Origin of the sequence: Agarivorans sp. QJM3NY_29, from assembly GCF_050870835.2 — a bacterium.
Classification (GTDB): Bacteria; Pseudomonadota; Gammaproteobacteria; order Enterobacterales; family Celerinatantimonadaceae; genus Agarivorans.
The window spans coordinates 4,596,432-4,621,283 of record NZ_CP194036.2; the positions used below are offsets into that span (position 1 = coordinate 4,596,432).

Sequence of the window (24,852 nt, forward strand, 5' to 3'; positions counted from 1 at the left end):
CTTCCTTGTTAATCCAGTATCTTGTCGTTAAAAAAAGCTAGCCTTGACGACGATAATATCTCCGGGCTCAACCTTGGTATTGAGACTGACCTTATTTTGAGGGCTGCCACCATTTCCAGTCGTCACATTAATATTTGATTTAGACGCTCGCTGGGTAAATCCACCCGCTAAAGCCACCGCTTTTTCTATGGTTAAACCTGGCTGATAGGCGTAACCACCGGGTTTCTCGACTTCTCCATTAATAAAAACTTGTCGGTACTGGACAATATTCACCGAAACTTTAGGTTGAATTAAATAGTCACCTTTTAAGCCCGACTCAATGGTTTGTTTCAAGGTTTGAGTGGTTGCATCACTCACCGTCAAACGACCTAGGTAGGGATAATCAATTTTGCCACTATTGTTAATCAGCACTTGCATACTGAGATCGTCTTCGCCATAAACATGAATATTAATTACATCACCTGGCCCAAGTCTGTAGGAATCATCGCTGGCCGCCTGACTCACTAGGCTAGGTAGCAGCAACATTAAAAACAATAGGTAAGCAGCGAACCGATTCATCATCTAAAGAGTCCCCGAGAAGTGAATAAACATGACATTTTGCTGGTAACTTAAGCCTGCAACCGAGGAAGACTTGTCTTCTCTTTGGTAACTAACATTCAGCTTCAACCAGCGGCGTAACTCATATTCGATAGCCACTTTCGCCAGCGTAATCTGCTCATCACGATCGACACCTGTATAAGCGAGGTCGGTATCGCGATAACTTAGCTCCGTGGAGAGCCGATCCAGCCAGTAATGCTGCCAACTCGTCTGATAAATAGTTTCATCAATATAGTTGCCTAATTGATCGGGATCTTTCGCAATTTTGCTAGTAAAAACATTGAACTGTGAGTATTCCACTGGCAAATAATTAAATGACAATAACCAACTCAAACCCGAAAAGTGCTCGCGCTGGGCTGACTGGTAGCCTTTATCCTCATAACCGATCCGAGCAGAACCGCTAGACTTACCGCTAATGTCCCACTCGGCCCCTGCATAAATAAAACTATCATCGTTATTTCGACTGGCCTGATCGCTTGCGTTCAGCCGATAACGTCTTGCGAGTTGCTTAGCCTCCAACAACAATTCGGTGGCATTGGAGACTCGGTAGAAAAAGGTGGCACCATAACTGAGCTGTCGCCAGTTCCGATATTGAGTTAGCGACTCCAGATTTTGATACTGCTTGGTTTCCCAGGCCAATTGCAGGTCGACACGCCCGTAGGCCTGCGGCGCACCATAGGAATAAACACTCTGCAATTTATTACTTTGAAAATAAATCAGCTCTTGGATATCACTCCCCAAGCCTTGCGATAATCCTCGCCCTCTTTGCTCATGCTGATGAGCGAACCGATAAGCCAACTTGAGCCGATGCCTAAGCGCTAACTCAAGCTCAGCTTTAGCGGCAAGCTGGTGATCGAGATAGTCATCCACATGACTCTCGAAATACTCAGCCGCAGAAATTTTGTAGCCCAGCTCATAAGAAGCAAGATCACGTTCTGCGAGGACCTTGAGCGCTGCATCCAAGACCAAAATATTAGATGAGGATGAGTCTTTTTCCGCGAGTGTAATATTGTCATCATATTTATAGCCGAGCCCTAACATTGGAACCAGTGCCAAGCCAGACTCGGTCATATAGGGCTGCGGGGCCAACTTTGCATTCACAACATGACTCAGCATAAATAAAGTCCCCATTAAAACCATAAAGGCTCGAAAAATTACCATGAACTTCCTTGTAAAATCATTGCTGGCGAGGCTTGAATTCCCTAGTACGCCTGCTCACTACGAAAACCTTTAAAAATAGTGAGGTAAACAATTTTTATGTCCATCCACAAACTCCATAATTGGATGTACTCCAAGTCGTAAGCGATACGGCGCTCCATTTTGTCGAGGGTATCCGTTTCACCTCTGCAGCCATTAATTTGCGCCCAACCAGTGATCCCAGGTTTTACCTTATGGCGCAGCATGTAACGGTCAACCACTTGGCGATATTCCTCATTATGAGCAACCGCATGGGGACGCGGGCCAACGATCGACATAGAACCCATCAGTACGTTAAAGAACTGGGGCAATTCATCTAAAGAAGTTCGACGAATAAACGAACCAAAACGAGTCACTCGTGGATCATTCTGAGTGGCCTGAGTCACCTTACCGCCATTTTCCATTACCTTCATCGACCGAAACTTCCATACCCGAATTCTCCGACCATCTAAGCCGTAACGATCTTGCTTGAACAGGATTGGACCAGGCGAGCTGAGCTTGACGCCAATCGCCAACGCGATTAACACAGGACTAATCAGCAACAGAATGATGCTGGCTAAGATAATGTCTTGCACTCGTTTAGTGAATACACTGGCCAGCCCACGAAAAGGGCTGTCAAATACACTCACCGTTTGAATGTTTCCCAAACTACTCCAGCGGGAATGAATGAGATTATAAGTAAAGAAATCAGGCACAATGAAAGTGGTACAGGTGGTATCGGACAGCTGCTTCAAATAGCCGCTAATCCGACCCTTAGCATGCATTGGTAGTGCCACGTAGACATGATCTACTTGACCACTTTTTGCCAAATCGAGGGCTTGGGAAACCCGCCCAACCGGACCAAAATATTTGGAATCATCTGCCAAGCGAGCGCAATCTCGGTCATCAAAGAATCCCATGAAAACCAAACCTAAATCCGGGTTAGCAATTAACTCTTGCTGAAGCCTGAGACCCGTTTCCGAGACGCCAATAATCAACGCCTTACGCGTGTTATAGCCAGTTTGGCGTAACAGCGCCAAAATTTCCCGAAACACGATACGCCAAACGATCAATGCGATAGGCGTGACTAATAGCCAGCCCCCGAGAACCAAACGTGAATAGTTATCGGAAACCTTCAAGAAATAGTTACTTGCGAGGATCACTGCAACCGTCACCAACCAGACACTCAGAGTCACCTTCGCTTGTTCTTTTACCGAGGCTATTCGCCACGAACGATACAGCGTGAATGACTCTGCAACAATTAAGAAGACGATGCCTAAACCAATAGCCAACATCTGGAAGTCATCATCAACCTGACCCGTTCTCCACCACGCTAATCCAGCCAGAGTGGCAAAGATGATCGCAAGATCTGTAATACGATAGACCAACGCCAGTTCGAATTCATGGCTGCGAACCAATCCATTTCTCTCGTTTCCCATAACACATCCTTGTGCCAATCAATTGACCGAAAAGAATTTTATATCAAGAGATTCATGCTGCAGATGACTCTGCAGCGCTCGGTAAACCACTTAATTTTGAAAAGGAAGTCCCCGACGTGTAAATAGCCCAACCATCACCAGCGCAAACAACACTAACGAACCAGGTTCAGGAACGGAAGTCACGCTAAAGGTCGTTCCGCCAACATAGGTCTGTTCTGCATAGGCATAAACCGTCCATTCGCCGACTTCTAAAATATCGTTGCTAGCAATATAGTCATCACTCCAGTAACTCAATAAACCAGAACCCGAAGCCTGCCAAGTTTCAATATCATCCCAAGCGCTATACATGTAACTGAAAGCTTGCTCAAACCCGCCAAAATACCAATAGAAGGTAATATCGAATAAACCATTAGCAAAACCGCCAGTTCCCTCATCGCTTAAGCGATTTAAGGATTGGAGATCGAAACTCACGGCAGCGCGAATATCATCATCAATGTCGATAACACTTGCCGGACTAGGAACAGCGCCACTACTCGGATCTTGCTGAGGAGTGGGATATCCTCCCAAATACACCACCGGTCCTGCCGGTACACTGGGGTTTTCTGAGGCCGTTATAATCGTGGCCGAAGTATTAAATGTAGTTAAACTGATAAGTAAAAATAAGATGGAAGCCTTCATCGCGGTTTTCCTTTACCAAATAGTGAAAAGCAACAACTCTCATTTGTAATTAGGCAAACATTAAGCCATAAATGATAAGCTCGTCACACTTTTTGTTAACATGCTGTTTTTTAAAACTTTTACTTCCACACTATTATTAATTTGATTACTTATATAAAATTAAGTTTGTAAATTAATTCGACACTATGTTACTAAAACAATATTCCTGTATTTTTTATGACCTATCGCTGTATGTAATTTGCCCTCATCAATGAACTAAAAAAGACCAAACTTTGTCGCAAATTCCTCAGTTTTATCTAGTTAGAATTAAATATTCAGGATATCAATAAAATATCGATACACTGTAAAGTTGGCTGACATCGACACAGTGAACCCCCAACAACACTCGAGTAAATACCAAGTTGTTGTTATATAAGAGCATTCATAACTAATACCCTGATTTATTTCCACCAACTACTTGCCGTATTCTGCTCAGCAAAAAATATATTGTTCGAGCGACGAGTAACGGTTTAGCTGGCGAGGTCAATTTAGCGTTGAAAAAATAATATAAATTGCGATGAAAGAGGAGCGTCAGAGCAACCAAGCGAATAACGGCAACCACGCGCTCAGAGAGGATAAGCATATTGCAATATGCTCGAGTCAACCTTCTGGCTGTAACCCTTCGCAGGATAAACCACAAAAAATGCCAGCATTTCGCTGGCATAATTTCAATACGGAGTGTTCTGTTTAGTTAACGTCCCGACTTAAACTTGGTCCATAAGCGAGTACGAACCCGTTCAACCTTCGGTGGAACATTGGTAAATCCATAGAGATTTTTAGCCGCGGCTTCGCTTGGGTAAATTCCCTGATGCTGAGCAATTTCAGGATTGATTAAAGCGGTCGCCTTAGTATTTGGATTGGCAAACCACACAAAATCGGTCACCTTGGCGATCACTTCGGGACGTAATATATAGTTGATAAAAGTATGAGCGTTATTCGGGTGACTCGCATCTTTGGGAATAGCAAACATATCAAACCACACACCAGCCCCTTCTTTAGGGATGATATATTCAAGTTCAACGCCATTTTTGGCTTCTTCGGCACGCTCATCCGCCATTAACACATCGCCCGACCAGCCGATCGCGACACAAATATCGCCACTGGCTAAGTCATTAATATACTGAGAGCTATGAAAATAACGAATACTTGGCCGCAGTTGCGCCATTAGTGTTTCAATCTCCCCTTTATAGTCTGCCATATTGCTGCTACCGGGATCCTTCCCCATATAATTCAGCATCGCCGCAACCACTTCACTGGGCGCATCCAAAAAGGCTATGCCGCACTCGCTCAATTTCGCTGCGATCTGTGGATCAAACACCAGCGACCAACTATTTAAATCAGCATCATCACCTAAAATTTGTTTTACTTTATTCACGTTATAACCAATACCCGTGGTGCCCCACATATAAGGGATGCCATACAGGTTACCCGGATCATAATGTTGTAGCGTGGCTAGAAGTGTCGGATCCAGATTGCCCCAGTTACTCAGTTTGCTGCGGTCCAGCTTTTGATAAACACCCGCTGTAATTTGCCGACCATAGAAGTCATGAGAGGGGGCGACAATATCAAAGCCGGTGCTTCCCGACAGCAATTTAGCCTCCAACATTTCATTAGAATCAAATACGTCATAAATCACTTTAATACCCGTTTCTTTTTCAAACTCGGAAATTGTGTCCTCGGCAATGTATTCGGTCCAATTGTAAACATTCAGTACTTTCTCTTCTTGAGCCATTACTACATTGGTCACTACAGCAAGTAGTCCAACCAACAGCATGTTTATTTTATTCACTCATGCAATCCTCAATATACGGTGATGCTGACATCACTCGTTTGTTTATTCTATAAATGTAGTCTATAAACTGCTTTGATAACTGGCAGAGCCATTTAATCACAGCCTGCCAGATTAAAGCCGCGAGATAGTACTCGTTAATTAATCGAAACCCAAGTGCTAGCTGGCTAACAATTATCCAAAAAAGCGCTTTGAAAAGCCTTTACTAGTCGTTAAAATCGACGATTAACTAAATTTTTGGGTTATATACGTACTAAGTTCGCTTACGTACTCGCGTTTAACACACTAGGAAGAAGACATTCAAAACAATGATTAACGACCAACAAATTGAGACGATTCGTCAACAACTCAGCCAGAAACTAGAGGAAATTCAACTTCGTCTTGAACAAGATAACGAGTTGATTAAAGACAAAAGTGATCTAGGGGATGACGTTGATCGAGCCAATCAAGAAGAGTCTCAACAAATGCAGCTTAATCGTCGCCAACACGACCTTGCTCAAGTAAAAAGCATTAAGGATGCATTACGTCGTATTGAGGAACAAGACTATGGTTTTTGTGAAAGCTGCGGTGAAGACATCAATGCCGCACGACTCAACGCTCGCCCAGAGTCACGCTACTGCATCGACTGCCAAGATTACCGCGAACGTAAAAGTAGCCAATATGCTTAAACAACTACAAATTAATCTTAGAATTAGTCACTAAGATCATATTCACTTGCTCTGCTCGCTGTTATAATTCCGTTCCGATTTCACATCGGATTAGGATCTGCGAGCATGAACAACCCGCTTTATCAAAAGCACATTATCTCCATCCCTGATTTATCCCGTCAGGAACTCGAGTTAATTGTCGACACCGCACAAAACATAAAACAACAACCCCGTCCTGAGTTACTCAAAAATAAAGTTGTTGCTAGCTGTTTTTTTGAAGCCTCAACCCGTACTCGTTTGTCTTTTGAAACCGCAGTGCAACGTTTAGGCGGGAGTGTGATTGGCTTTGCCGATGGTGGTAATACTTCGCTGGGCAAAAAAGGCGAAACCTTAGCGGATTCGGTGAAAGTGATCTCTTCTTATAGCGATGCGTTTTTTATGCGCCACCCCCAAGAGGGAGCCGCTCGCTTAGCCAGTGAATTCTCCAGTGTGCCAGTGGTGAATGGCGGCGATGGTTCTAACCAACACCCCACCCAGACCTTACTCGACTTATTTACCATTTATGAAACGCAAGGGAGTTTAGAAGGCCTTAAAATTGCGTTTGTTGGTGACCTTAAATACGGACGCACGGTACATTCGCTTACCCAAGCCCTGTCCTTATTTGGTTGCGAATTTTACTTTATCGCACCGAAAGCATTGGCCATGCCTGATTACATTACCGAAGAGCTAAATGAGCGCAAAATAAAATATCATTTATATGACAGCATCGAAGAGGTCGTTGGAGAACTGGATATTTTGTATATGACTCGCGTGCAAAAAGAGCGCTTCGATGAGACAGAATACCAGCATATCAAATCCAGCTTTATTCTTCGGGCCAACATGCTTGAACAAGTGCAAGACAACCTCAAGATCTTACACCCGCTGCCCCGAGTCGACGAAATCACCACCGATGTAGATAGTACGCCCTACGCCTACTACTTCCAGCAGGCTGAAAATGGTGTTTATGCTCGCCAAGCTTTACTCGCGCTAATCATGACCAATGAATTTGGAGTTCAATAATGAAGAAAAAACTGCAAGTTGAAGCGATTGCTCACGGCACAGTGATTGACCATGTACCTGCGGGGCAAGGAATTAAAATCCTTAAATTTTTTCAGTTATCGGCGGCCCAAGAACGGATCACGGTGGGCTTAAACTTACCCAGCGGAGAACAACAAAAGAAAGACCTAATTAAAGTTGAAAACACCGTTTTTGATGAAAACCAAGCCAATCAACTAGCCTTATTTGCCCCTCATGCCACCATCAACTTGATTGAAGACTTTGAAGTCGTGCGTAAGTTCCATGTCTCCACTCCGGAACAAATCAAAGCTGTATTTGCCTGCCCGAACAGCAATTGTATCAGCCACAACGAGCCTATCGATAGTCACTTTTATGTTCGTCATAAACAAACAGACATCAAGCTAAAATGTCATTACTGCGAAAAATCCTTCGATCTAAGCCTATTCCCTGAACTCGACTAGATTCAAACCAACCCAGCCACAACATGCGCTAAACTCGGTGTTGTGGCTCGGAATCAGAACACTTTACAAACAACAGCTTATTCGACTAAATATTAAGAAATCCTCAACATACTGCTGTTAATTTACCCAATACCTAAGTTATGCTGTGCTTTGTTTAATCACTGTCAATCGCTCACTTATCAAAAGTTGGCGTCATGAACATAACAAAATGAATTTCTTAAAATTATTTAGCACAAGGACGTAAGCGATGTTGAATCGAGTTAGCAGTATTTTATGCTGTAGTCTGTTACTGAGTTTCGCCGCTGGCGCTCGTCCACTCGCAGAACAAGCTGGATGGTCGGCCACCCTTAATCTCAACTTGGGTTATGTTGGCGGGCAAAGTCAATTTTCCACTGATGATGACAACCAAGTCACTCATGATCTAAATAATAGTGGCCAGAGCACCAATACGCTGATTGCCTATCCTTTGTTACGAGCCTCTTACACCACTACCGACCTAAAAAATCAGTTTTTTGTGGGTAACAGTAAAGAGAACTTAGGCCGAGCCCAGTTTCAATACGAGTTGGGTTATCGCCGCGCGATCAGCAATAAAAGTCAGTTAACCGTTGCTTACTTCCCAGAGTTGCCATTGATGAATGATACCTGGAGTGATCCTTATATCACTAATGTGGCTCGACAAGAAACTGATGAAAATGTCCAAGGGGGACGACTGCGTTATCAATCCATTGCCGATAGTCCATTTACCCTTGAATATGTTTATGCCAAACGTAGCATTGACAACGAACAAAGTGGGGTCGCCATATTTGGCCAAGGTTCCAGCCAAGCCCAAGCGCTAAATCGCAATGCCAATTTACACCGAGTCATTGGCGAAATGTTTGTGCCACTTTCCAAACAATGGTTTCTGTCTCCAGCCCTGGTCTACACGACGAGCAAAGCGGATGGTAGCGCCAACGATTTTAATAGCTATACCCTGCGTCTAAACAGTGTTTATAAAATTGAGCGTCATTTATTAACGGTCAACCTAGAGTTAGGTCAAACTAAGTATTCTGATGGCAACCCGGTATTTAATATGCAAACTCAAGAGGATGACCGACTCTCCTTATTTGCAATTTACCTCTACCAACGTCCATTTGCTTGGAAGAATGCAATGTTTAATGTCACCGCTGGCTATCAAAATAGCGACTCAAACATTAACTTCTACGACAGTAAAGGCTTCATCACCACCTTTGGTTTTGGTTATACTTTTTAGTGGTACAGCATTGAATCAAGGGCAGCGTTAGCTGCCCTTTGCGATAAGGTTTGCTCATTACTTAGATTCGCAATAAGAACTTTTTATCATGCCGATTGGTACGCCGCCTGGCGTACCAGCAAATACAGCTCAAGTCACTGCTGCAAACATTTACCAAGGGTCTTGGATGTTAGTCTTCGCTTAAATCCAGTTCCGCTAAGTAAATTGCGGTCTTATCCTCATGACTGGAGTAATAACTGCAATACAAGGTATTACCTCGCTGTACTAAACCTGGATAACTGGTATCGCCACCGGAAGGTAAAACTTGCACTTCTTTTAAGCGCCCCTGATCTGCATCAAGCCAACACAAACTGGTACGCACCGGTTGGTATAAACGTAGTGCACAGAGCAACCGCCCATCGTCCAGCTTAAGCATTACCGGACCACCAATTTGTAATGCTAAGTCCTGCCATGTCCATTCCAAATAAGGCGGCTTCGCATAACCCAGTTGAGCGCTTGCGCTATCTTTATCGCGCCTTAATAAACATAGCGCCGAGCCATCATCAAGCAAACTCAAGTCATGCTCATTGGGGTAAGCGAGGCCATTTTGTTTAAGGCTAAACAAGGGATCTAAATGAAGCTGATAGTTCCCTTTCGCGTCCATCCGATATAGATCTACCTTATCCAAGCGATAACTATAAGCCACTGCATAGGCGCTATCGGCTAAATAACGGCTACGCCACAACCACATCCCGGCTTCCCCTTGTGGGCTCAACTCCGACCAAATTAACCCGTCATCAGACCAAGCAATATAGCTTTGTAACTGCGATGATAGCTCGTGACGCGTTACACCTGCGCAAGTCAATAACATACGTCCATCCGGGCTCACAACCAATTTAGGGTCTCGTAAATCCAAACCATCCACATGCAGGAAAGCCGCCGGTTCAAAATCGGTTTGCTCAAAACCACGACGTAAGATCCGAATGTCTCCTTGTTCACTCACATGTGCACTGGCTTCGCGAAAACACAGCCACAGCGAAGCGGCAAATTCACACATATCAGTAAACGCATTATGCTCAGCCTTATCCCAGACTTGTTCCACCGAAGATAATCTCATGTTGACCTCACCGCGATTAATTCAATATTGAGTAAAAATGAGCCTATGATTTTTAGTGTGAATGCAGCTTTTACTTGCAAATTAACCATAGTCTACACAGTTAGTTCAGTTATCGGCTATGATCGTTTAAGCTAAATCAATAGTTTAAGTTGCTCGCAAAAATATCCCGAGGGGGGACTATGTTTTTGGATTTTTTCGCTTTAGGTTTACTGCTTTTTGTCGCGCTTACCCTGTTTTACGGAATTATAGCCATTCATGATATTCCCTATGAAATATCAAAACATCGCAATCACCCCCACCAAGATGCGATCCATGTTGCCGGTTGGGTGAGCCTATTCACGTTGCATGTATTGTGGCCATTTTTATGGATTTGGGCCACGCTGTATCGCGAAGACCGAGGTTGGGGCTTTCAACAAATCGAGCAACGCCAACAAGACTTAGAAAATCAAGAACAGCAACTCGCCTCACGAGAACAGGTGATGGAAGCCGAAATCAGTAAACTCAAACGCCAAGTCGCCATCATCAGTAAGCATGTGCAACAACTAGAACAAGGAGAGAGTCAATAATGGATTTATTGCTTATTCTCACCTATGCGGGCCTGTGTATCGCTATTTTTAAGATCTTTCGTATTCCGCTCACCAAGTGGACGGTGCCAACCGCAGTATTAGGTGGCATCTTCATCGTTGGGGTATTGATAGTATTGATGAACTATAACCATCCCTACACTGCCAACGCCCGACAAATATATACCTCGGTCCCTATCATGCCTCTAGTTCGCGGTAAGGTGATTGAGGTTCCAGTGGAAGTTAATCAGCCGATACAAGCCGGTGAAATCTTATTTAAACTGGACCCAACACCATTTCAAGCCATCGTTGAACAACGTCAGGCCGAATTGGCCAGTGCCCAACAATTAGTGCCCCAACTCATGGCACAATGGGCCAGCGCCAAAGCAAATACCACCGCGGCTATCGCCGAGCGAGATCGCAACTTAAAGTCTTATCAACGTTATGCCGAAGGACGAAAGAAAGGCGGAGCAAATAGCCCCTTCACCGAATTAGAAGTCGAAAACCGCCAACAAGCCTACCTTGCTGCTGAAGCTAAACTACAAGCGGCACAAGCCAACGAAACCATTGCAAAACTCGCCTATGATTCGCAAATCAACGGCGTGAATACTAACGTGGCACGCATTCAGGGGCAGCTCGATAGTGCTTTGTTCGATCTAGAGCAGACCGTGGTCCACGCACCGAGTGATGGCTTTGTTACCCAGGTCGCATTGCGCAAAGGCATGGTGGCCGTACCAATGCCGCTGCGCCCTGTCATGACTTTTATACCCAAGGAACAATCAATGTTTGTCGGCGCCTTTTGGGAAAACTCTATCAAGCGCCTGAAAGCGGGTGATCAAGCTGAATTTATTGTTACCGCGCTGCCTGGCGTAGTATTTAAAGGCACCGTAAGACAAGTGATGCCAAGCATTGCCGAAGGTGAATTTCAAGCCAACGGAAACTTAAGTGGTGCAGCGGTATTTTTTAAACATAGTCGCAGTTTGGTGATCATCGATCCCGAACCTCGATTCGATGAATATCAACTGCCAATGGGCATTAGCGGCCAAGTCGCCATCTATACCGAGCATTTCCATCATCTCTCAGTGATGCGCAAAGTGCTACTCAGAATGCAAGGTTGGATTAACTACATTTTCCCCTTTCATTAATCGCCAAGGCGTCGCGAACCAAAAGGCCAGCAATATGCTTGGCCTTTCTTATGTCGACGCAGGTAAAGTTCTAGTTTATCGCCCTTTACCAATCTAACTCATTACCGGTTCACTCTTGCTGGCCTTAATCACCACTAACGGCGTTATATATCTTGTTATTAGAGCCACGAGTTACTGCACTTCATGCCTGGTTATCGGCAGATTTATGCTGCGCAATACGTTGATCGTATAATGAATCAGATTGGTATTACATGCCGTCGCCGTTGAGCATTCAATCCTTCCGTTGTTTTCCAAACTAAAGCTGTTTGAATTTCCAAAAACGAGCCAATGGCAATATAAAGAAGCATTACTCTAAGTCTTCAACTCTTCGCTTTAGGGCTGCTAACTCTTGTTTAAGCGCATTTATTTGTTGTTGTAGCTCGCCCTCTGATGAAGTTTCTCGCGTAGAGTCTGGGCTCACCGCCAAGCTAGATTCTCCAGAAAACAAATGCATATAACGCGATTCACGTTTCCCTGGCTCGCGCTCTAATTTAGAGATAAATTTGCCACTCTCATGTTCACTCAACGCCTGTAAATTTTGCTCCACTTCTTGAACACTACTAAAGTTTGCTAAACGCTGGCTGCGAGTACGTAATTCTCCAGGGGTTTGCGGCCCGCGCAAAAACAATAAACAAATAATCGCTCGTTGTTGCTCGCTGAGTTGTAAACCACCAAACTGAGAATTGCAAAAGCGATGTTGGTAACGAACCACCCGTCCAGCCATCGGAGCCTCGGTCACTAAACGCAATTGTTGTAATTGAACCACTGCATCTTGCACCTCAGCTTCAGACAAACTCATCACTGGCTCTCGATTACTCTTTTGATTACAAGCTAAGGTTAAAGCATTTAGCGACAGCGGATATTGGTCTGGCGTCGTTGTTTCTTTTTCTAGTAAAGCGCCAATCACACGAGTTTGTTCTAAAGATAAATTTTGTTCCACAGCTCACCTCAATAACATGTTACAGCAGTAGCTTAATGCACTACCGACCCCAGAATACGCCAAACTGAATTGCCAAGCAGCTTAACATGATGCGTTTCGTGGATAACTTCAACTAAACTGAAAAAACTGAAATAGAAAAAGTGCTTTAAAAGTGCTCATTTTTCACGTTTTATTGATGTAGATTAGCGTTATCGCCTAGATTCATCGGTATGGTAGCTCTCCGCTTCATATCGAATAATCATGGCTACACTGCTATATCATCGAGCAGTCAATTACAGATAGGCTGGAAAGCAACAAATGGAACCGTTTCGTTGGACCTCTGATTTTGAAACTGGCTTGGAGGAAATAGACAAGCAACATCACCAATTAATCGATCTGATTAATAAAATTGGCAATTTTCTCACTCAAAAACAGATATCAACCGAAGAACTAAGACCATTTACCGTAGAGCTGAATCACTATGTGGTAGAGCACTTCCAAGAAGAAGAACAATTAATGACATTATGCCGAGTCGACCCTCGACATAAAAAAATCCACATTACAGCTCACCGCGAATTTCTTGACGAAATAAATAAATTTGAACATCTAGACAACAGCAACCAGCATGCCCAAGTTAAGCAGCTATTAGACTACCTGATTCAATGGCTGGCTTATCATATTCTCGGCATTGACCAAGAGCTCGCGAAACAAGTGCAATATATCGAAAGCGGTGAACCGCCTGCAACCGCCTACAGCAAAGCCGCGCAGCCTAAAGATTTGGCAACCGAACCCTTAATTACCGCATTACGTGGTTTATTTCATCAAGTTAGCGTACGCAATCATGAGTTACTCGAACTCAATCAAAACTTAGAAAAAAAAGTACAAGAACGCACCCTCGCCTTGCAAAAAACCAATCAACATTTGCAATCTTTGGCCCATACCGATGTTCTCACGGGTCTGCCCAATCGACGCCATGCAATGATTCAACTCAAAGAATTATGGCAACAATCCTTAACACAACAAAGTCCCTTAGTCTGCATGATGATAGACGCCGACCATTTCAAACAGATTAATGACCAAAAAGGCCATGATGCTGGCGATACAGTATTGATGTTACTCGCGCGCAATTTACGCGAATCGGTCAGAAGTGATGATGTGGTGGCTCGCCTAGGGGGCGATGAGTTCTTACTCATTTGTCCAGACACCGATCAAGACGGCGCCTTAAGGCTCGGGTCTGCGATTCGTCAGCGAGTCGCCAATTTGTCCATCAACCAACAATATAAAATAAGTGTGAGTGTAGGCATCGCCAGTCGCAGCTCAGAAATGACCCATCACGAAGCGATGATCAAGGCTGCCGACAAAGCAGTTTATCAAGCCAAAGCAGACGGTAAAAATTGTGTGCGCATGTTCCAACCCAAGCAAGATGAACCTGCAAACAAGGCGCTAAAACAGCAAGCCCAGTAAACCATTCAGCAACCTGAGCCGTCACTATTTCGAGGTAACTCGGCAACGCTACAATATGGATTAAAGGTTGCAGCGAACACCAAGCCGTGTTGAACTTCAATTTTCTCTTGAAGTCTATTTGGGAGCACCCATGACCATTGATATAAGCTGGCCTGCACTCGCTTTTTTTTCACTGATATTGCTGGTCCCATTGCTCATTAACTGGCATTTTCACTTAGCTTTGGGCAAAGATATGCTCTTGAGCATCTTCAGAATGGTGGCACAGCTCGCTTTACTCGGCGTTTATCTGCAGTTTCTATTTGATTTAGATAAACTTTGGATCAACCTACTCTGGTTAGCGCTGATGCTCATGGTTGGAGCCAGCGCCATCATTGATAAAGCCAAGCTGCCTAAACGAGGTTTATTTTTAGCGGTCACTTGCGGCCTGCTACTCGGTTTAAGCCCAGTGTTATTCATTTTGCTGTTTGGCCTGCTCAAGCCGGATCCCAGCTACAGCGCCCAATACCTGATCCCCCTCGCCGGTATGTTATTAGGCAATAGCCTCAGCGGTAATATTATCGCTCTACAGCGCCTATTTAACCGCCTCAGCGAAGCCAAACAAGAATATTATGGCTACCTTGCGCTAGGAGCCAATCGCAGCCAAGCCACTCAAAGCTTTGTGCAATCGGCAATGCAGCAATCCTTCGCCCCCTTGCTAGCCTCCATGAGCACAGTTGGTATCGTGACCCTACCAGGTATGATGACTGGACAAATTTTGGCTGGCAGTGACCCATTGGTCGCGGTGAAATATCAGCTGGTGATTTTAATTGCGATCTTAGTCATGCTCAGTATTTCCGTCTCGACCACCTTAAGTCTGAGCATTCGAACCACCATCAGCCCCTGTGGCCGAGTCAACATCCCCAGTCCCCACGCTTAATCAGCGAGCCAGACTTCACACCTCTGGATTGCTCGAGGCATTAAAGGAAAACATCCGCACCTCGTCACGGGGGAACCAATTCAGGCTTTGATAAAACTGCTGAGCATGTAAGTTATCCAGATGCACAAACAGGTGGGTTTTCGCAATGCCCTGGCACTTGAAGGCCGCAACCACTTGCGCCACTAACTGACGCCCCAAGCCCTGCGAGCGATACGCTTTCGCCACGACTAAGTGTTGTAAATAACCTCTTCTGCCGTCGGTGCCTGCCAATACCGCCCCAACCAACTGCTGCTGCGCCACAGCCACAAAACTTAACCCCGGATTCCGCTGTAAATAAGCCGCAATACTTGGCTCCGAATCAGCATCACGCAAGGTCATCCCTTCGGCCTGCCTCCAAAGCGCCATCACTGCTTGATAATCCGCGGCTCGCATTTCTCGTAATACTGCCATTCAAGCCTCCGTCAACTAAATGAGCATCAATTTAAGCCAAAGTCGCCACTGCAGCCAAAGTGATAAGATAAAAAAGCGGCCAACACTACCAGCGGATAAAATAAGGGAGCACTGCCAGTAATAAGCCAACCAGCAATAACATACTCAGGCTGGACACAAAATAAGGCACAATACACAAGGCAATACCAACACATAGCGGCACGATTGCCTGCTGCTTTCTGCCATAACTAAAATAGCCGATACCGATAGCGCCAAACAGCACCCCCCATATCATCATCGCGCTACTATCCATCAAATCTCCTAATGGCTAATCATAAAGCGAGCAACCAAAACGAATAGCTGAAAGCTAAAATACTGCTTTTAGCAATGCACAGCAATCACGAATGCCATACAAATCAACTGAACGGGTGACCGATTAATCAATCATATGCAAAGCACAAACTCACCAGCGCTAGCGGTGCGTCCAATTTTTTATTGAATGCGCCAAAGCAGCAACCAATACTTATTCGTTACGCAGCGCTTCCACCGGATCTTGCTGCATGGCCCGCCAAGCGGGCAGTACTCCAGCTATCAGACCAACCCATACACATAGCAACAATGCGAGCAGCAAATAAAGAGGATGAACCACCAAAGGAAGCTCTGGAGCCAAGGCATGAACACTTAGTTGCACGGTAAGCAACAGCGCCAGGCCAACCAGCCCTCCGCTTAATGCCAAAGCGATCGCCTCGGCCAAGAACAACAGTAAGATCGTAGCACGCCGAGCCCCAAGCGCACGCAGTAAACCCACCTCTGGGATCCGTTCTTGTTGAGCAATACTCATGATGGTGAAGATCCCCACTGCACCAATGAATAAAGAAATTGCCCCCAGACCTCCGATGGCAGCCTTAATGATGCTGAGGATCTTATCCAGGCTCGCCAGCATGTCTTGCTGAGTATACAGAGTAAAATCTTCGCGACCATGGCGCCGAAACAACCGCTCAAAAATCCGCTGTTGCATGACTGTGGCAGGGATATCGGGGCGGTAAACCACATCCACCTCCATTAAGCTCTCGCGATTGAAGATAGCCAGCGCATGCGCGGCCGGAATATACACCACATCATCCAAATCAAAGCCAAGAAATTGCCCCTTTGGCTGCATCACACCAACAATGCGAAAACGGCGCTCACCCACCCGCAGAAACTGCCCCAACGGCGCAGCGTTAGGAAACAACTCCACAGCTAGCTTACTGCCCAATACGGCCAAGTTTCGCGGGCGCTGACTCTCATCCGGCGGCAAGAAACGCCCCTGTTCGATACTAAAATGCCAAGCTTCGGCGGCTTGATAACCCACCCCCAGGATGTCGCTGTTACGGCTCAGCTTGCCCGCTTTTAGCTCCCCAGTACCCGAGGTGACAGGCACCACGGCTACCACGCCTGCCAGCCGTCGCAAACTTTGCGCATCGGCCAAGGTTAAGGGACGCACGGTACTGATCACCCCACCAGACAGCCCCTGAGTGGTCACTTTTCCGGGCGTAACGGCGATCAGGTGCGAACCAAACTGAGAGAAGCTGTCTAAAAGGTAGAGACGCAAGCCTTCGCCAATCCCGGTTAAAGTGGTAACGGCAGCTATCCCAATAGCAATACCAAGCGCACTAAGCAGATTACGTAGACGCCCTGACAAGAGGCTGCGCAATAACCAAAAAAACCAATCCCCCACTCTCATTGATGACTCCCCTTCAAACTTTCCACTGGCTTCTGGCGGGCGGCTTGATTTGCCGGCAACAACGCAAACAGTAGGCCGATCACCACGGCGCTGAGCAAGGCGCTGGCGGAAGCCCACAGCGGAACCTGTACCGGAAAGTCCGGGTAATACCAAGACAACAAGACCACCGCCGAATATCCCACTAGCAGACCGACGATGCCCCCACCCAATGAGAGAAGCATTGCTTCGCAGAGGAACAGGCTACGCACCGTGCCATTACTGGCTCCTAAAGCTTTTAGCAGACCAATTTCGGCACAACGCTGATGGGTACTAATCAGCATAATATTCATCATCATGATACCGGCAACAATTAAGCTAATAGCGCCAATCCCAGTCACGGCTAGCGTGAGCGTAAACAAAATTTCGTTGAAAGTGGCGAGTAACGAATCGGGACGCAGCAGAGTCACATCGGCCACCCCTTGATGCCGTTCGGCGATCACTTGCAGTAGTAAAGATCCCTGCGCGGCTAAGTCCTGCGGTGTGAGCGTTTGAACAAACAGACGATACAGACCGGGAGCATTAAATAAGGATTGAGCAGAAGCCACTGGGATCAGTACCGTCTCGTCAAATTTAAGCCCCATATTGCTACTCTCGCTAGTAAAGGTGCCAATGACTCGAAAGCGGCGATTATCCAAGCGGATCCATTGTCCCAAAGGATTCGCTTGAGCAAACAATTCTTGCGCCAGAGTCGCGCCGAGTACACACACCGGACGAGCACTTTCAAGCGGAATATCGGGCAGCGTTTTACCACGCAACAAGCGCAAACGGTGAGTGGCGAAGATCTCGGCAGTGCTCCCCAGAATCATCGATTGACGATTGCGACTAGCAAATTTTACTTCACTAGCGCCCAGCACCAGAGGCGCAACTCGCAGATGAGGGATGCGACGCTGGATATGCGCCATATCAGCCAGCGTCAGATCTCGCAGACTAGTGCCCGTCACAGGCGGCATACCACCCGTTGTCTCCTTACGCCCAGGTAAGATGATCAGCACATCTTTGCCTAAAAATGAGAATTCCTGCTCTACGAAATTACGCGCCCCTTGCCCCAGGGCGGTCATCATCACCACAGAGCCAACACTGATGGCTATCGCTGCCAATAACATTACCGCCCGTAGCCGCTGCCGCAACAAAGCAGCGAGCGCATAGCCGATGGCGTCAAGCAAGCGCATGCGGAGTCACACCCGAGTCTTGAATAATCGCACCATCGGCCATTTGCAGCATTCGCCTCGCTCGCTCACCAAGGCTAAGATCGTGAGTCACAACGACCAAGGTGATCCCGGTCTCTCGATTTAAGCGTTCCAGCAGCTCAATCACCTCACCACCGGCGTGACTGTCGAGGTTACCAGTCGGTTCGTCAGCCAATAATAGGGCCGGGTTCATCACCATGGCGCGCGCAATTGCCACGCGTTGCCGCTGACCACCAGAGAGTTGCTCGGGTCGATGCTCAGCACGGGCAGTTAAATCTAACTGACTGAGCAGCTGGCTCACCTTTTGTTGGCGAATATGGGGAGTAATCCCCGCCAATATCAAGGGTAGTTCGATGTTTTCCATCGCCGTGAGACGAGGAACTAAATGAAAGGATTGGAAAATGAACCCGATCGCGGTACTTCTAAGATAAGCCAGTTGACGCTCGTTCATCGCGGCGGTGTCTTGCCCTTGCAGTTGATATTGCCCACTATCAGGACGATCCAATAAACCAAGCACATTCAGCAAAGTGGATTTTCCGGAACCCGATGGTCCCATCACTGCCACATACTCCTGCGCTTGAATGGTCAAGTTGATTTGCTTAAGACCATTGATCAACTGCTCTCCCAATTTGAATCTGCGATCTACCTGAGTCAATTTAATCATCGCCGCTGACCTGCATTCCCGGCTGATATTCAACCCGAGCCGCTTGACGAACAATCTGCTGACCCTCGTGCAACCCCGAAAAGATCTCCTGCCAACTCCAGTTGCTCAGTCCAAGCTCAGGTTTAAGCGGCTTCAGGCTATTATTTTCAAACAGATAGACCACGCCTTCAGCAGTGATGGCTTCCGTCGGAATGCGCAGTACCTGTTCGCGGCGCTGGATCTCGATCTCCAAGTCAGCGCTATAACCAATCAGTAACTGAATATCGCTCGGCAATGCCCCTAGCTCCACTTCCACCTCCACGGTGCGAGCCTGTTTCTCCAAATCGAGAACATAGGGAGCAATACGACTTAGGCGAGCAGGAAAAACTTGCTTTGGTAAGGCATCGAGCAGCACATTCACCGCTTGTCCGACCCGTAATTTGGCTGCGTCGACCTCGTCAATGGGAGCTGAGACATACAGGCAACTAACATCAATCAGATCGATAGCAGGCAAGGTCGCGACCCCCGGCGGAGAAGGCGTAAGATACTCGCCTAGCTCGCCATTCACTTCCGCCACAATGCCACTGAAGGGTGCAAATAAATGGGTTTGTTGCAACTGAGCCTCGGCCAGCTTAAGCTGAGCGCGCGCTATCAGCAGCTCCGTTTCACTCGCCTCACAGTTTAAGGCACTGGTAGCAGCCAAGGTATCGGCCCGATCAATACTCGTTTCCGAGGTCAGCGCATGCTTTTGTAGCGGTTGTAAACGCCGTGATTCTCGTTGCTCGAAGCGAGCCTGCAAGCAAGCTAACTGGGCGTGTTGCTGGGCCAAGGTAACACGAGCCTGAGCTTGCTCTTGCTGCGCCTGCAGATCTTGATCCCAGAGTGCCAGCAAAGGCTCGCCTCGCTTGACCCGATCCCCCTCTCGAACATGCAACTCAGCGATCACGCCACCCACCGACAAAGCTAAACGCGCTCGCTGGCAAGAGTTAATGGTACCGGCGCGCGTATTAACCACCGTTTCGATCACATCGCCAACTTCCACCCGAACCAAAACCACTGACAGTGGTTTACTGCGCAACCACCAAGCAGTGAAGATGAGCAGTGCGACAATCAGCAAGAGCGTGATAATTTTCTTCATCAGCGGTGCGAAACCCTCTGCATAAAACCATGTAATAAGTGTGGTCAATAAACGCCAGAAGTTCGAGTGTCCTGTGAACATAAGTGACACGAGAGGGTGTGATATTTGGTAAATAAAGACAGGCAACAATAGAGAAACCCAAAAGGCCTCAAAACTTATCGGTTTGCACAGCACTGGCATGTGCTATCACCAAATTAGATAAATTCAAAACGACCCGGCTGCAACCAGCATGATCAAATACGGATTTAAAGTTCCAAATTCTATTTTCGCTTGGATATGGATGATTCGACTTCACGATTATAAGTAAAACGCTCTGCGAGGAATCGCGTGCCAGATATTGTGGTACCGGAAGCCAGAGAAGAGCCGGCTAGCCGACGATACGTGCCACCTTTATATAACTACTTTCTTTCTCTTCTTGGCCGCTTAGATCGCCTATCCACTATCGATTCAGCAGCCACTGTCGGCCGATTTGGGCTGGGTTGGTTTAATCTGGCAACGACCCCCACAGTGGAAAAAAGGCCATACTTTTTCTCAAAGTGATTTAAGCTTGAGACCTGTCCCGAAGTATTACTAAACTGATCAGACATATTCTGTGGGTTAAACACGACGCTGCCGAGTGAGCTCGGCAGTATTCCCTTAAATAGATGCTGCTTGCCTTTGCCTGAAACCCCAACCTGATTAGCGGCTTTATTTTGGTCGACATTAATCACTTCGGAACGTGTCGCTTTTTTATCTTCCTCCACCACCGATGACATTAAAATTTCACGAGTAGTTTTATTCTCTACGTCAAAACCACGAATGACCGGGCCAGCATCCCCCCATGCATTCATTCTTTGACTAGCGATTTTTTCCCGTGTAGCAGTTTGGCTGTTGATAAATAACGAAGGGGCCTGTAATTGAAATTGATTACGATTTTTACGTGCTTTATGAGCTTCCAGTGCTGTTTTCATCGAACTAAAGCCGGAACTTTTACCTTTTGCTTTTTTTCGTTCTTGCATAATTCTACCAACATCAGCCGCCTGCTGTGCAATATTGAATGATTGCTTAAGATCCGATTTAATGTGCTGTTCAGAGTAGCTGGCTACATAGTATTGCGCTCTTTGAGCATCCCCAAAATTGATCCAGGTTTGCTTCGTGCTCCCTTCAACAGGAGTAATTTTCCCCCCTAGACCTTCATGAATATCTTTATAGGCTGAACCCGGTTTTGCTGGTGCAAATACCGTGGTAAAGGCGCGTTGCGAGCCTTCCTTATTCCCAGGAGTTAAATGACGGTCATCAACATTAACAAGCTTTTTATTGGCGACAATCCTGCCATCAATTGCGTGGGCAAAAGGTCTAATCGGCTTATCCATTTATATCTATTCCTCGCTATATTCATGCTTTATATAGACATCATTCCCCTAGGTAAAAGCGTCGACCGACTGCATATCTTAAGGGTTGGTAAAACCAGAACCACCCTGTTGGTTCTATAGCCATAACAGAACCGACGATCACATATTTAAAGCTAGCACACTTTTTATAGGACTCAGGTTCACAAACAACCACCGAGGCCGTTTATTGCGCTGACGACGCTAAAGAGCAGCCGACTTCCCATGACAGCATTTCTGCGATAAACAAAACATACAAGCTCCCAAAGAACAGCTAGCCACATGTGGGATGATCAGACCTTCGCAATCACCAAGGCGTGATATGCGGTACTGTTGCTCCCTCCCCAAACAGTCGCCAGCTCCATTTTAAATCAGACCATAGCCCTTCAGCAGTGCGAAACTAACGCTCACGGCCCCTTGATCGCTATCTAATTTGAGAAAGATCTAGATCAAGATTCAAACAAATATCATTGGCATTAGTATTTTTATATTAAATAAACATAAAAAACCGTGGTATAACAATACGATATGTTTTTGTTAGAGACACATTAGGAGTAAATGATGTACCTTTTAGATAAACTTGAGTCTTGGTTCGATTTTCCAAACTTAGGAAAATTGGTGTTGCGTGTCAGTTTCAGTGGCATGCTTTTGCTTCACGGCATCCATAAAATAATTGCAGGCACCGGATTTATTCAAGGACTGTTCGTTAACTTAGGCTTACCAGGCTATTTTGCTTACGCCGTATTTTTAGGTGAAGTTGTCGCGCCAATCCTTATTATTTTAGGGATTTATACACGCGTCTGCGCAGGCATAACGATAGGAACCTGTCTAGTGATCATCGGCCTGATGCATATAGATGACTTTTTCACTCTCACTCGTACAGGCGCTTGGTCAGTCGAAAGTATTGCCACATATTTATTTGCTGCAATAACCCTACTGCTAATCGGCCCCGGCAAATATGCGCTGCGTCCTGACGCTAGATAATATGCTCTGTCAATTCGCTCGTCTTAGGCGAGCGAATCAAAACCCCCGCTTATCGCATGAGTAAACTAAACATTTCGACAATGCTGCATACTCAACAACTAAATTTAAGAAAAAAGCGAACCACGTTGTAGTTTCCAAACCAAATGCGTGGCCTCGCTAGGTAAGTCTCTGGTGGTATGACTTGCGGCTCACGATATTGCATTTTGCTTTGTCCACGATGCGAGCTATCGGTTTCGCGGTAAGCATCCAATAACTGAAAGCGCAAAAGATTGATTCTGATTTAGGCAACGATACCAACCACATATAGTCATCAAGAGTCGCAGCAAATAAGATTCTTTTGAAGCCAATGTTCCCTAAACGTTGACACACTCCCACCATCATCTAAAGCGCGCAGTGCCAGGTTATTCAATAAGCGCTAAGGTGTCTCGATATTGCTTTGGGCTTAAACCAAAATGTTCGGTAAAGCGCTGGCTAAAACGACTCTGCGAGAGATAACCACAAGCAATAGCTAGCTCTAATTGATTGGCAAGACCAGCTTGCATTAAGCCAAGCGCATGATTCATTCGTAGCTCGCGCAATAATACTCCAAACTGAGTATTTTCCGCTTTTAAGCGGCGGATTAAAGTCGCCCGACTGATCGCAAAATGCAGACAAGCATCGTCGATCAGGCTTGGCGCTGCCAGATTTGGTTGCAAGAACCGACATAGCTGCTGGCTAAAACTGAGCACAGCAGTGGGAAATAGCAAATGCAGCGCCCCCTCCTCGGCTAACTGCTGGTATACGCCAGCAACCCAATGACTCTGCACCGCATCACTGATTAAACTGAGATCGATCGCACTCAGTGACAATAATGTTTGCTGCATCGCAGGACTAAGGGTGACCACAGGGATGAAACGCTTGGATACCGCCAAGCTACGCTTTAACATCGACGCTTCGGGGGCAATATGAAAACAAAACTGCGTCGAGTGAAAGCACTGCTCAAGGGGCAGATTGACAAAGGTAAAGCGCTCATGGGCCGCCACAATGAACAGATGACTAGCATCCAAATCCAACGCGCCTTGGCGATAACTCAGCTGCTTAGTGCCCTTACGTACCCAGATAATACTGGGTACTAATAAGGAGACATTACGTAAACGCTGCTGATAAACGCCCTGATAATACACCACCTCCAAGGCCTTACTCGCTTTCACCATCTGTTATTCACGCACATAAGTCGCAGTTAACTTGGCCTTTGCTAAGGCCGAAGCATTAAGATTGTAGCCAGCAACAGCCTGACTAGCATTCACATCAAGTTTAAGCGATTCGGTCGGCAAGGCCCATAGGGTAAACACATAGCGGTGCATACCGTGCCCCTTGGGCGGACAGGCACCTCCAAAACTGGCACTGCCATAGTCATTGTTCAATTCAAGACCACCCAATTTTTTAATATCAACCCCCGCAGCGAGTTGTCGAGTGCTAGCTGGAATATCGATAGCGATCCAATGCCACCAACCACTGCCCGTTGGCGCGTCAGGATCATAAACGGTCAGAGCAAAACTTTTGGTGCCTTCGGGAACGTCTCGCCAATTCAGCTGAGGCGACTGATTTCCCCCATTACAACCAAAACCCTGATACTCAAATTTGGCATCCATTTTTTGCCCTTCCGCAATATCTGGGCTACTCAGCTGTAAGGCTTGACTACTCATCGAAAGCAAACTCGCCCATCCCAATAAAGCTAAACTGATATATTTCATCGCTTACTCCTGTATGAATGATTAACAACCTGAATAAGCATAGCCCAGCCGAAGGGATATTAATGGCCAATAAGTTTCAAATTTAACCAAAAATCAGACGAAGTTGATACTTTTAGTTAATAGGACTATTTCGCTTGATAGCGTGCTAGAAATACCAAGCTTTTAAAGCTTTAGAAACCATTTCACACCGCTTTTAGTTCAATAAAAACACCTTTATCTTGCGCCAATATCAAATAGCTTTCGCCTTAATTGTAAAAATTAGTCTTTTTTGACAAAAATAATTGTAAAAAATAATCCTATGTTTTTTATTGTGCGGCAAGCACTTGATTTTCATTA

At 46.0% G+C, this 24,852-nt stretch carries 25 protein-coding genes; 9 read left to right on the forward strand and 16 right to left on the reverse strand.

Annotated features, from left to right (window positions below; all coding sequences use genetic code 11):
• Nucleotides 1-27: 27 nt before the first annotated feature.
• The 5 genes from ACRRS0_RS20940 to ACRRS0_RS20960 all read right to left on the reverse strand — a co-directional run bounded on the left by ACRRS0_RS20940 (nt 28) and on the right by ACRRS0_RS20960 (nt 5,718).
• The gene (locus ACRRS0_RS20940) at nt 28-561 is read right to left on the reverse strand and encodes a polysaccharide biosynthesis/export family protein (RefSeq protein ID WP_432455668.1); all 534 of its coding nucleotides are present in this window, start codon (nt 559-561) and stop codon (nt 28-30) included.
• On the reverse strand, nt 562-1,758 hold the full coding sequence (locus ACRRS0_RS20945; protein WP_432455667.1) for an outer membrane beta-barrel protein: 1,197 nt from the start codon (nt 1,756-1,758) through the stop codon (nt 562-564).
• Between the two features lie 41 nt (nt 1,759-1,799).
• Nucleotides 1,800-3,212: an undecaprenyl-phosphate glucose phosphotransferase gene (locus ACRRS0_RS20950; protein ID WP_432455666.1), complete on the reverse strand. Its 1,413-nt coding sequence runs from the start codon at nt 3,210-3,212 to the stop codon at nt 1,800-1,802.
• Between the two features lie 90 nt (nt 3,213-3,302).
• Nucleotides 3,303-3,890, reverse strand: a complete 588-nt coding sequence (locus ACRRS0_RS20955) for a PEP-CTERM sorting domain-containing protein (RefSeq protein ID WP_432455665.1) — start codon at nt 3,888-3,890, stop codon at nt 3,303-3,305.
• Nucleotides 3,891-4,620: 730 nt separating this feature from the next.
• Nucleotides 4,621-5,718: an extracellular solute-binding protein gene (locus ACRRS0_RS20960; protein ID WP_432455664.1), complete on the reverse strand. Its 1,098-nt coding sequence runs from the start codon at nt 5,716-5,718 to the stop codon at nt 4,621-4,623.
• Between the two features lie 308 nt (nt 5,719-6,026).
• Here ACRRS0_RS20960 and ACRRS0_RS20965 point away from each other — a divergent pair, with 308 nt between their 5' ends.
• The 4 genes from ACRRS0_RS20965 (at nt 6,027) to ACRRS0_RS20980 (ending at nt 9,131) form a co-directional block, all read left to right on the forward strand.
• Entirely contained in the window at nt 6,027-6,386 is a 360-nt protein-coding gene (locus tag ACRRS0_RS20965; RefSeq protein ID WP_432455663.1) for a TraR/DksA family transcriptional regulator, read from the forward strand.
• Nucleotides 6,387-6,491: 105 nt separating this feature from the next.
• Entirely contained in the window at nt 6,492-7,424 is a 933-nt protein-coding gene (pyrB, locus tag ACRRS0_RS20970) for an aspartate carbamoyltransferase (protein WP_432455662.1), read from the forward strand.
• Nucleotides 7,424-7,882, forward strand: a complete 459-nt coding sequence (pyrI, locus tag ACRRS0_RS20975; RefSeq protein ID WP_432455661.1) for an aspartate carbamoyltransferase regulatory subunit — start codon at nt 7,424-7,426, stop codon at nt 7,880-7,882. The genes pyrB and pyrI overlap by 1 nt, the downstream gene beginning before the upstream one ends.
• A 247-nt stretch (nt 7,883-8,129) precedes the next feature.
• The gene (locus ACRRS0_RS20980; RefSeq protein WP_432455660.1) at nt 8,130-9,131 is read left to right on the forward strand and encodes a DUF2860 family protein; all 1,002 of its coding nucleotides are present in this window, start codon (nt 8,130-8,132) and stop codon (nt 9,129-9,131) included.
• Nucleotides 9,132-9,300: 169 nt separating this feature from the next.
• Here ACRRS0_RS20980 and ACRRS0_RS20985 read toward each other — a convergent pair whose 3' ends face one another.
• Nucleotides 9,301-10,227 carry an exo-alpha-sialidase gene (locus ACRRS0_RS20985; RefSeq protein ID WP_432455659.1) on the reverse strand — a complete coding sequence of 309 codons (927 nt, stop codon included), beginning with the start codon at nt 10,225-10,227 and terminating at the stop codon, nt 9,301-9,303.
• Nucleotides 10,228-10,406: 179 nt separating this feature from the next.
• Between ACRRS0_RS20985 and ACRRS0_RS20990 the strand changes: the two genes are divergently transcribed.
• Together ACRRS0_RS20990 and ACRRS0_RS20995 are read left to right on the forward strand one after the other, a co-directional pair.
• Nucleotides 10,407-10,793 carry a DUF3302 domain-containing protein gene (locus ACRRS0_RS20990; protein WP_432455658.1) on the forward strand — a complete coding sequence of 129 codons (387 nt, stop codon included), beginning with the start codon at nt 10,407-10,409 and terminating at the stop codon, nt 10,791-10,793.
• Nucleotides 10,793-11,935: an HlyD family secretion protein gene (locus ACRRS0_RS20995; protein ID WP_432455657.1), complete on the forward strand. Its 1,143-nt coding sequence runs from the start codon at nt 10,793-10,795 to the stop codon at nt 11,933-11,935. Before ACRRS0_RS20990 ends, ACRRS0_RS20995 begins: the two co-directional genes overlap by 1 nt.
• A gap of 346 nt (nt 11,936-12,281) precedes the next feature.
• On the opposite strand, the gene ACRRS0_RS21000 is transcribed toward ACRRS0_RS20995, so the two are convergent.
• On the reverse strand, nt 12,282-12,914 hold the full coding sequence (locus ACRRS0_RS21000) for a YceH family protein (protein WP_432455656.1): 633 nt from the start codon (nt 12,912-12,914) through the stop codon (nt 12,282-12,284).
• Nucleotides 12,915-13,211: 297 nt separating this feature from the next.
• On the opposite strand from ACRRS0_RS21000, the gene ACRRS0_RS21005 reads away from it, so the two are divergent.
• Nucleotides 13,212-14,357, forward strand: a complete 1,146-nt coding sequence (locus ACRRS0_RS21005; protein WP_432455655.1) for a GGDEF domain-containing protein — start codon at nt 13,212-13,214, stop codon at nt 14,355-14,357.
• A gap of 130 nt (nt 14,358-14,487) precedes the next feature.
• Nucleotides 14,488-15,273 (forward strand): ABC transporter permease, encoded by a 786-nt coding sequence (locus ACRRS0_RS21010; RefSeq protein ID WP_432455654.1) that lies wholly within the window; start codon nt 14,488-14,490, stop codon nt 15,271-15,273.
• A gap of 15 nt (nt 15,274-15,288) precedes the next feature.
• Here ACRRS0_RS21010 and ACRRS0_RS21015 read toward each other — a convergent pair whose 3' ends face one another.
• From ACRRS0_RS21015 to ACRRS0_RS21045, 7 genes are all read right to left on the reverse strand, one after another.
• Entirely contained in the window at nt 15,289-15,723 is a 435-nt protein-coding gene (locus ACRRS0_RS21015; protein ID WP_432455653.1) for a GNAT family N-acetyltransferase, read from the reverse strand.
• Nucleotides 15,724-15,808: 85 nt separating this feature from the next.
• Entirely contained in the window at nt 15,809-16,015 is a 207-nt protein-coding gene (locus ACRRS0_RS21020) for a hypothetical protein (RefSeq protein ID WP_432455652.1), read from the reverse strand.
• A gap of 210 nt (nt 16,016-16,225) precedes the next feature.
• Nucleotides 16,226-17,425 (reverse strand): ABC transporter permease, encoded by a 1,200-nt coding sequence (locus tag ACRRS0_RS21025; RefSeq protein ID WP_432455651.1) that lies wholly within the window; start codon nt 17,423-17,425, stop codon nt 16,226-16,228.
• A complete protein-coding gene (locus ACRRS0_RS21030; protein WP_432455650.1) occupies nt 17,422-18,633 on the reverse strand; it encodes an ABC transporter permease in 1,212 nt (403 codons plus the stop codon). Before ACRRS0_RS21030 ends, ACRRS0_RS21025 begins: the two co-directional genes overlap by 4 nt.
• On the reverse strand, nt 18,620-19,315 hold the full coding sequence (locus tag ACRRS0_RS21035) for an ABC transporter ATP-binding protein (RefSeq protein WP_432455649.1): 696 nt from the start codon (nt 19,313-19,315) through the stop codon (nt 18,620-18,622). The genes ACRRS0_RS21030 and ACRRS0_RS21035 overlap by 14 nt, the downstream gene beginning before the upstream one ends.
• On the reverse strand, nt 19,308-20,432 hold the full coding sequence (locus tag ACRRS0_RS21040) for an efflux RND transporter periplasmic adaptor subunit (protein WP_432455648.1): 1,125 nt from the start codon (nt 20,430-20,432) through the stop codon (nt 19,308-19,310). The genes ACRRS0_RS21035 and ACRRS0_RS21040 overlap by 8 nt, the downstream gene beginning before the upstream one ends.
• A gap of 398 nt (nt 20,433-20,830) precedes the next feature.
• Nucleotides 20,831-21,784, reverse strand: coding sequence for a hypothetical protein (locus tag ACRRS0_RS21045; RefSeq protein ID WP_432455647.1), 954 nt, complete (start codon nt 21,782-21,784; stop codon nt 20,831-20,833).
• Between the two features lie 573 nt (nt 21,785-22,357).
• Here ACRRS0_RS21045 and ACRRS0_RS21050 point away from each other — a divergent pair.
• On the forward strand, nt 22,358-22,783 hold the full coding sequence (locus tag ACRRS0_RS21050) for a DoxX family protein (RefSeq protein ID WP_432455646.1): 426 nt from the start codon (nt 22,358-22,360) through the stop codon (nt 22,781-22,783).
• A gap of 401 nt (nt 22,784-23,184) precedes the next feature.
• On the opposite strand, the gene ACRRS0_RS21055 is transcribed toward ACRRS0_RS21050, so the two are convergent.
• The gene (locus tag ACRRS0_RS21055) at nt 23,185-23,976 is read right to left on the reverse strand and encodes a helix-turn-helix transcriptional regulator (protein ID WP_432455645.1); all 792 of its coding nucleotides are present in this window, start codon (nt 23,974-23,976) and stop codon (nt 23,185-23,187) included.
• 3 nt (nt 23,977-23,979) lie between these two features.
• Complete coding sequence (locus ACRRS0_RS21060; protein ID WP_432455644.1) at nt 23,980-24,516, reverse strand: YbhB/YbcL family Raf kinase inhibitor-like protein; 537 nt, start codon at nt 24,514-24,516, stop codon at nt 23,980-23,982.
• Nucleotides 24,517-24,852: the final 336 nt, after the last annotated feature.

Coding starts and splice junctions, on each gene's coding strand:
- ACRRS0_RS20940 (WP_432455668.1), bottom strand. CDS start 561: ATGATGAATCGGTTCGCTGCTTACCTATTGTTTTTAATGTTGCTGCTA.
- ACRRS0_RS20945 (WP_432455667.1), bottom strand. CDS start 1,758: ATGGTAATTTTTCGAGCCTTTATGGTTTTAATGGGGACTTTATTTATG.
- ACRRS0_RS20950 (WP_432455666.1), bottom strand. CDS start 3,212: ATGGGAAACGAGAGAAATGGATTGGTTCGCAGCCATGAATTCGAACTG.
- ACRRS0_RS20955 (WP_432455665.1), bottom strand. CDS start 3,890: ATGAAGGCTTCCATCTTATTTTTACTTATCAGTTTAACTACATTTAAT.
- ACRRS0_RS20965 (WP_432455663.1), top strand. CDS start 6,027: ATGATTAACGACCAACAAATTGAGACGATTCGTCAACAACTCAGCCAG.
- pyrB (WP_432455662.1), top strand. CDS start 6,492: ATGAACAACCCGCTTTATCAAAAGCACATTATCTCCATCCCTGATTTA.
- pyrI (WP_432455661.1), top strand. CDS start 7,424: ATGAAGAAAAAACTGCAAGTTGAAGCGATTGCTCACGGCACAGTGATT.
- ACRRS0_RS20980 (WP_432455660.1), top strand. CDS start 8,130: ATGTTGAATCGAGTTAGCAGTATTTTATGCTGTAGTCTGTTACTGAGT.
- ACRRS0_RS20985 (WP_432455659.1), bottom strand. CDS start 10,227: ATGAGATTATCTTCGGTGGAACAAGTCTGGGATAAGGCTGAGCATAAT.
- ACRRS0_RS20990 (WP_432455658.1), top strand. CDS start 10,407: ATGTTTTTGGATTTTTTCGCTTTAGGTTTACTGCTTTTTGTCGCGCTT.
- ACRRS0_RS20995 (WP_432455657.1), top strand. CDS start 10,793: ATGGATTTATTGCTTATTCTCACCTATGCGGGCCTGTGTATCGCTATT.
- ACRRS0_RS21005 (WP_432455655.1), top strand. CDS start 13,212: ATGGAACCGTTTCGTTGGACCTCTGATTTTGAAACTGGCTTGGAGGAA.
- ACRRS0_RS21010 (WP_432455654.1), top strand. CDS start 14,488: ATGACCATTGATATAAGCTGGCCTGCACTCGCTTTTTTTTCACTGATA.
- ACRRS0_RS21015 (WP_432455653.1), bottom strand. CDS start 15,723: ATGGCAGTATTACGAGAAATGCGAGCCGCGGATTATCAAGCAGTGATG.
- ACRRS0_RS21020 (WP_432455652.1), bottom strand. CDS start 16,015: ATGGATAGTAGCGCGATGATGATATGGGGGGTGCTGTTTGGCGCTATC.
- ACRRS0_RS21025 (WP_432455651.1), bottom strand. CDS start 17,425: ATGAGAGTGGGGGATTGGTTTTTTTGGTTATTGCGCAGCCTCTTGTCA.
- ACRRS0_RS21030 (WP_432455650.1), bottom strand. CDS start 18,633: ATGCGCTTGCTTGACGCCATCGGCTATGCGCTCGCTGCTTTGTTGCGG.
- ACRRS0_RS21035 (WP_432455649.1), bottom strand. CDS start 19,315: ATGATTAAATTGACTCAGGTAGATCGCAGATTCAAATTGGGAGAGCAG.
- ACRRS0_RS21040 (WP_432455648.1), bottom strand. CDS start 20,432: ATGAAGAAAATTATCACGCTCTTGCTGATTGTCGCACTGCTCATCTTC.
- ACRRS0_RS21045 (WP_432455647.1), bottom strand. CDS start 21,784: ATGGATAAGCCGATTAGACCTTTTGCCCACGCAATTGATGGCAGGATT.
- ACRRS0_RS21050 (WP_432455646.1), top strand. CDS start 22,358: ATGATGTACCTTTTAGATAAACTTGAGTCTTGGTTCGATTTTCCAAAC.
- ACRRS0_RS21055 (WP_432455645.1), bottom strand. CDS start 23,976: ATGGTGAAAGCGAGTAAGGCCTTGGAGGTGGTGTATTATCAGGGCGTT.
- ACRRS0_RS21060 (WP_432455644.1), bottom strand. CDS start 24,516: ATGAAATATATCAGTTTAGCTTTATTGGGATGGGCGAGTTTGCTTTCG.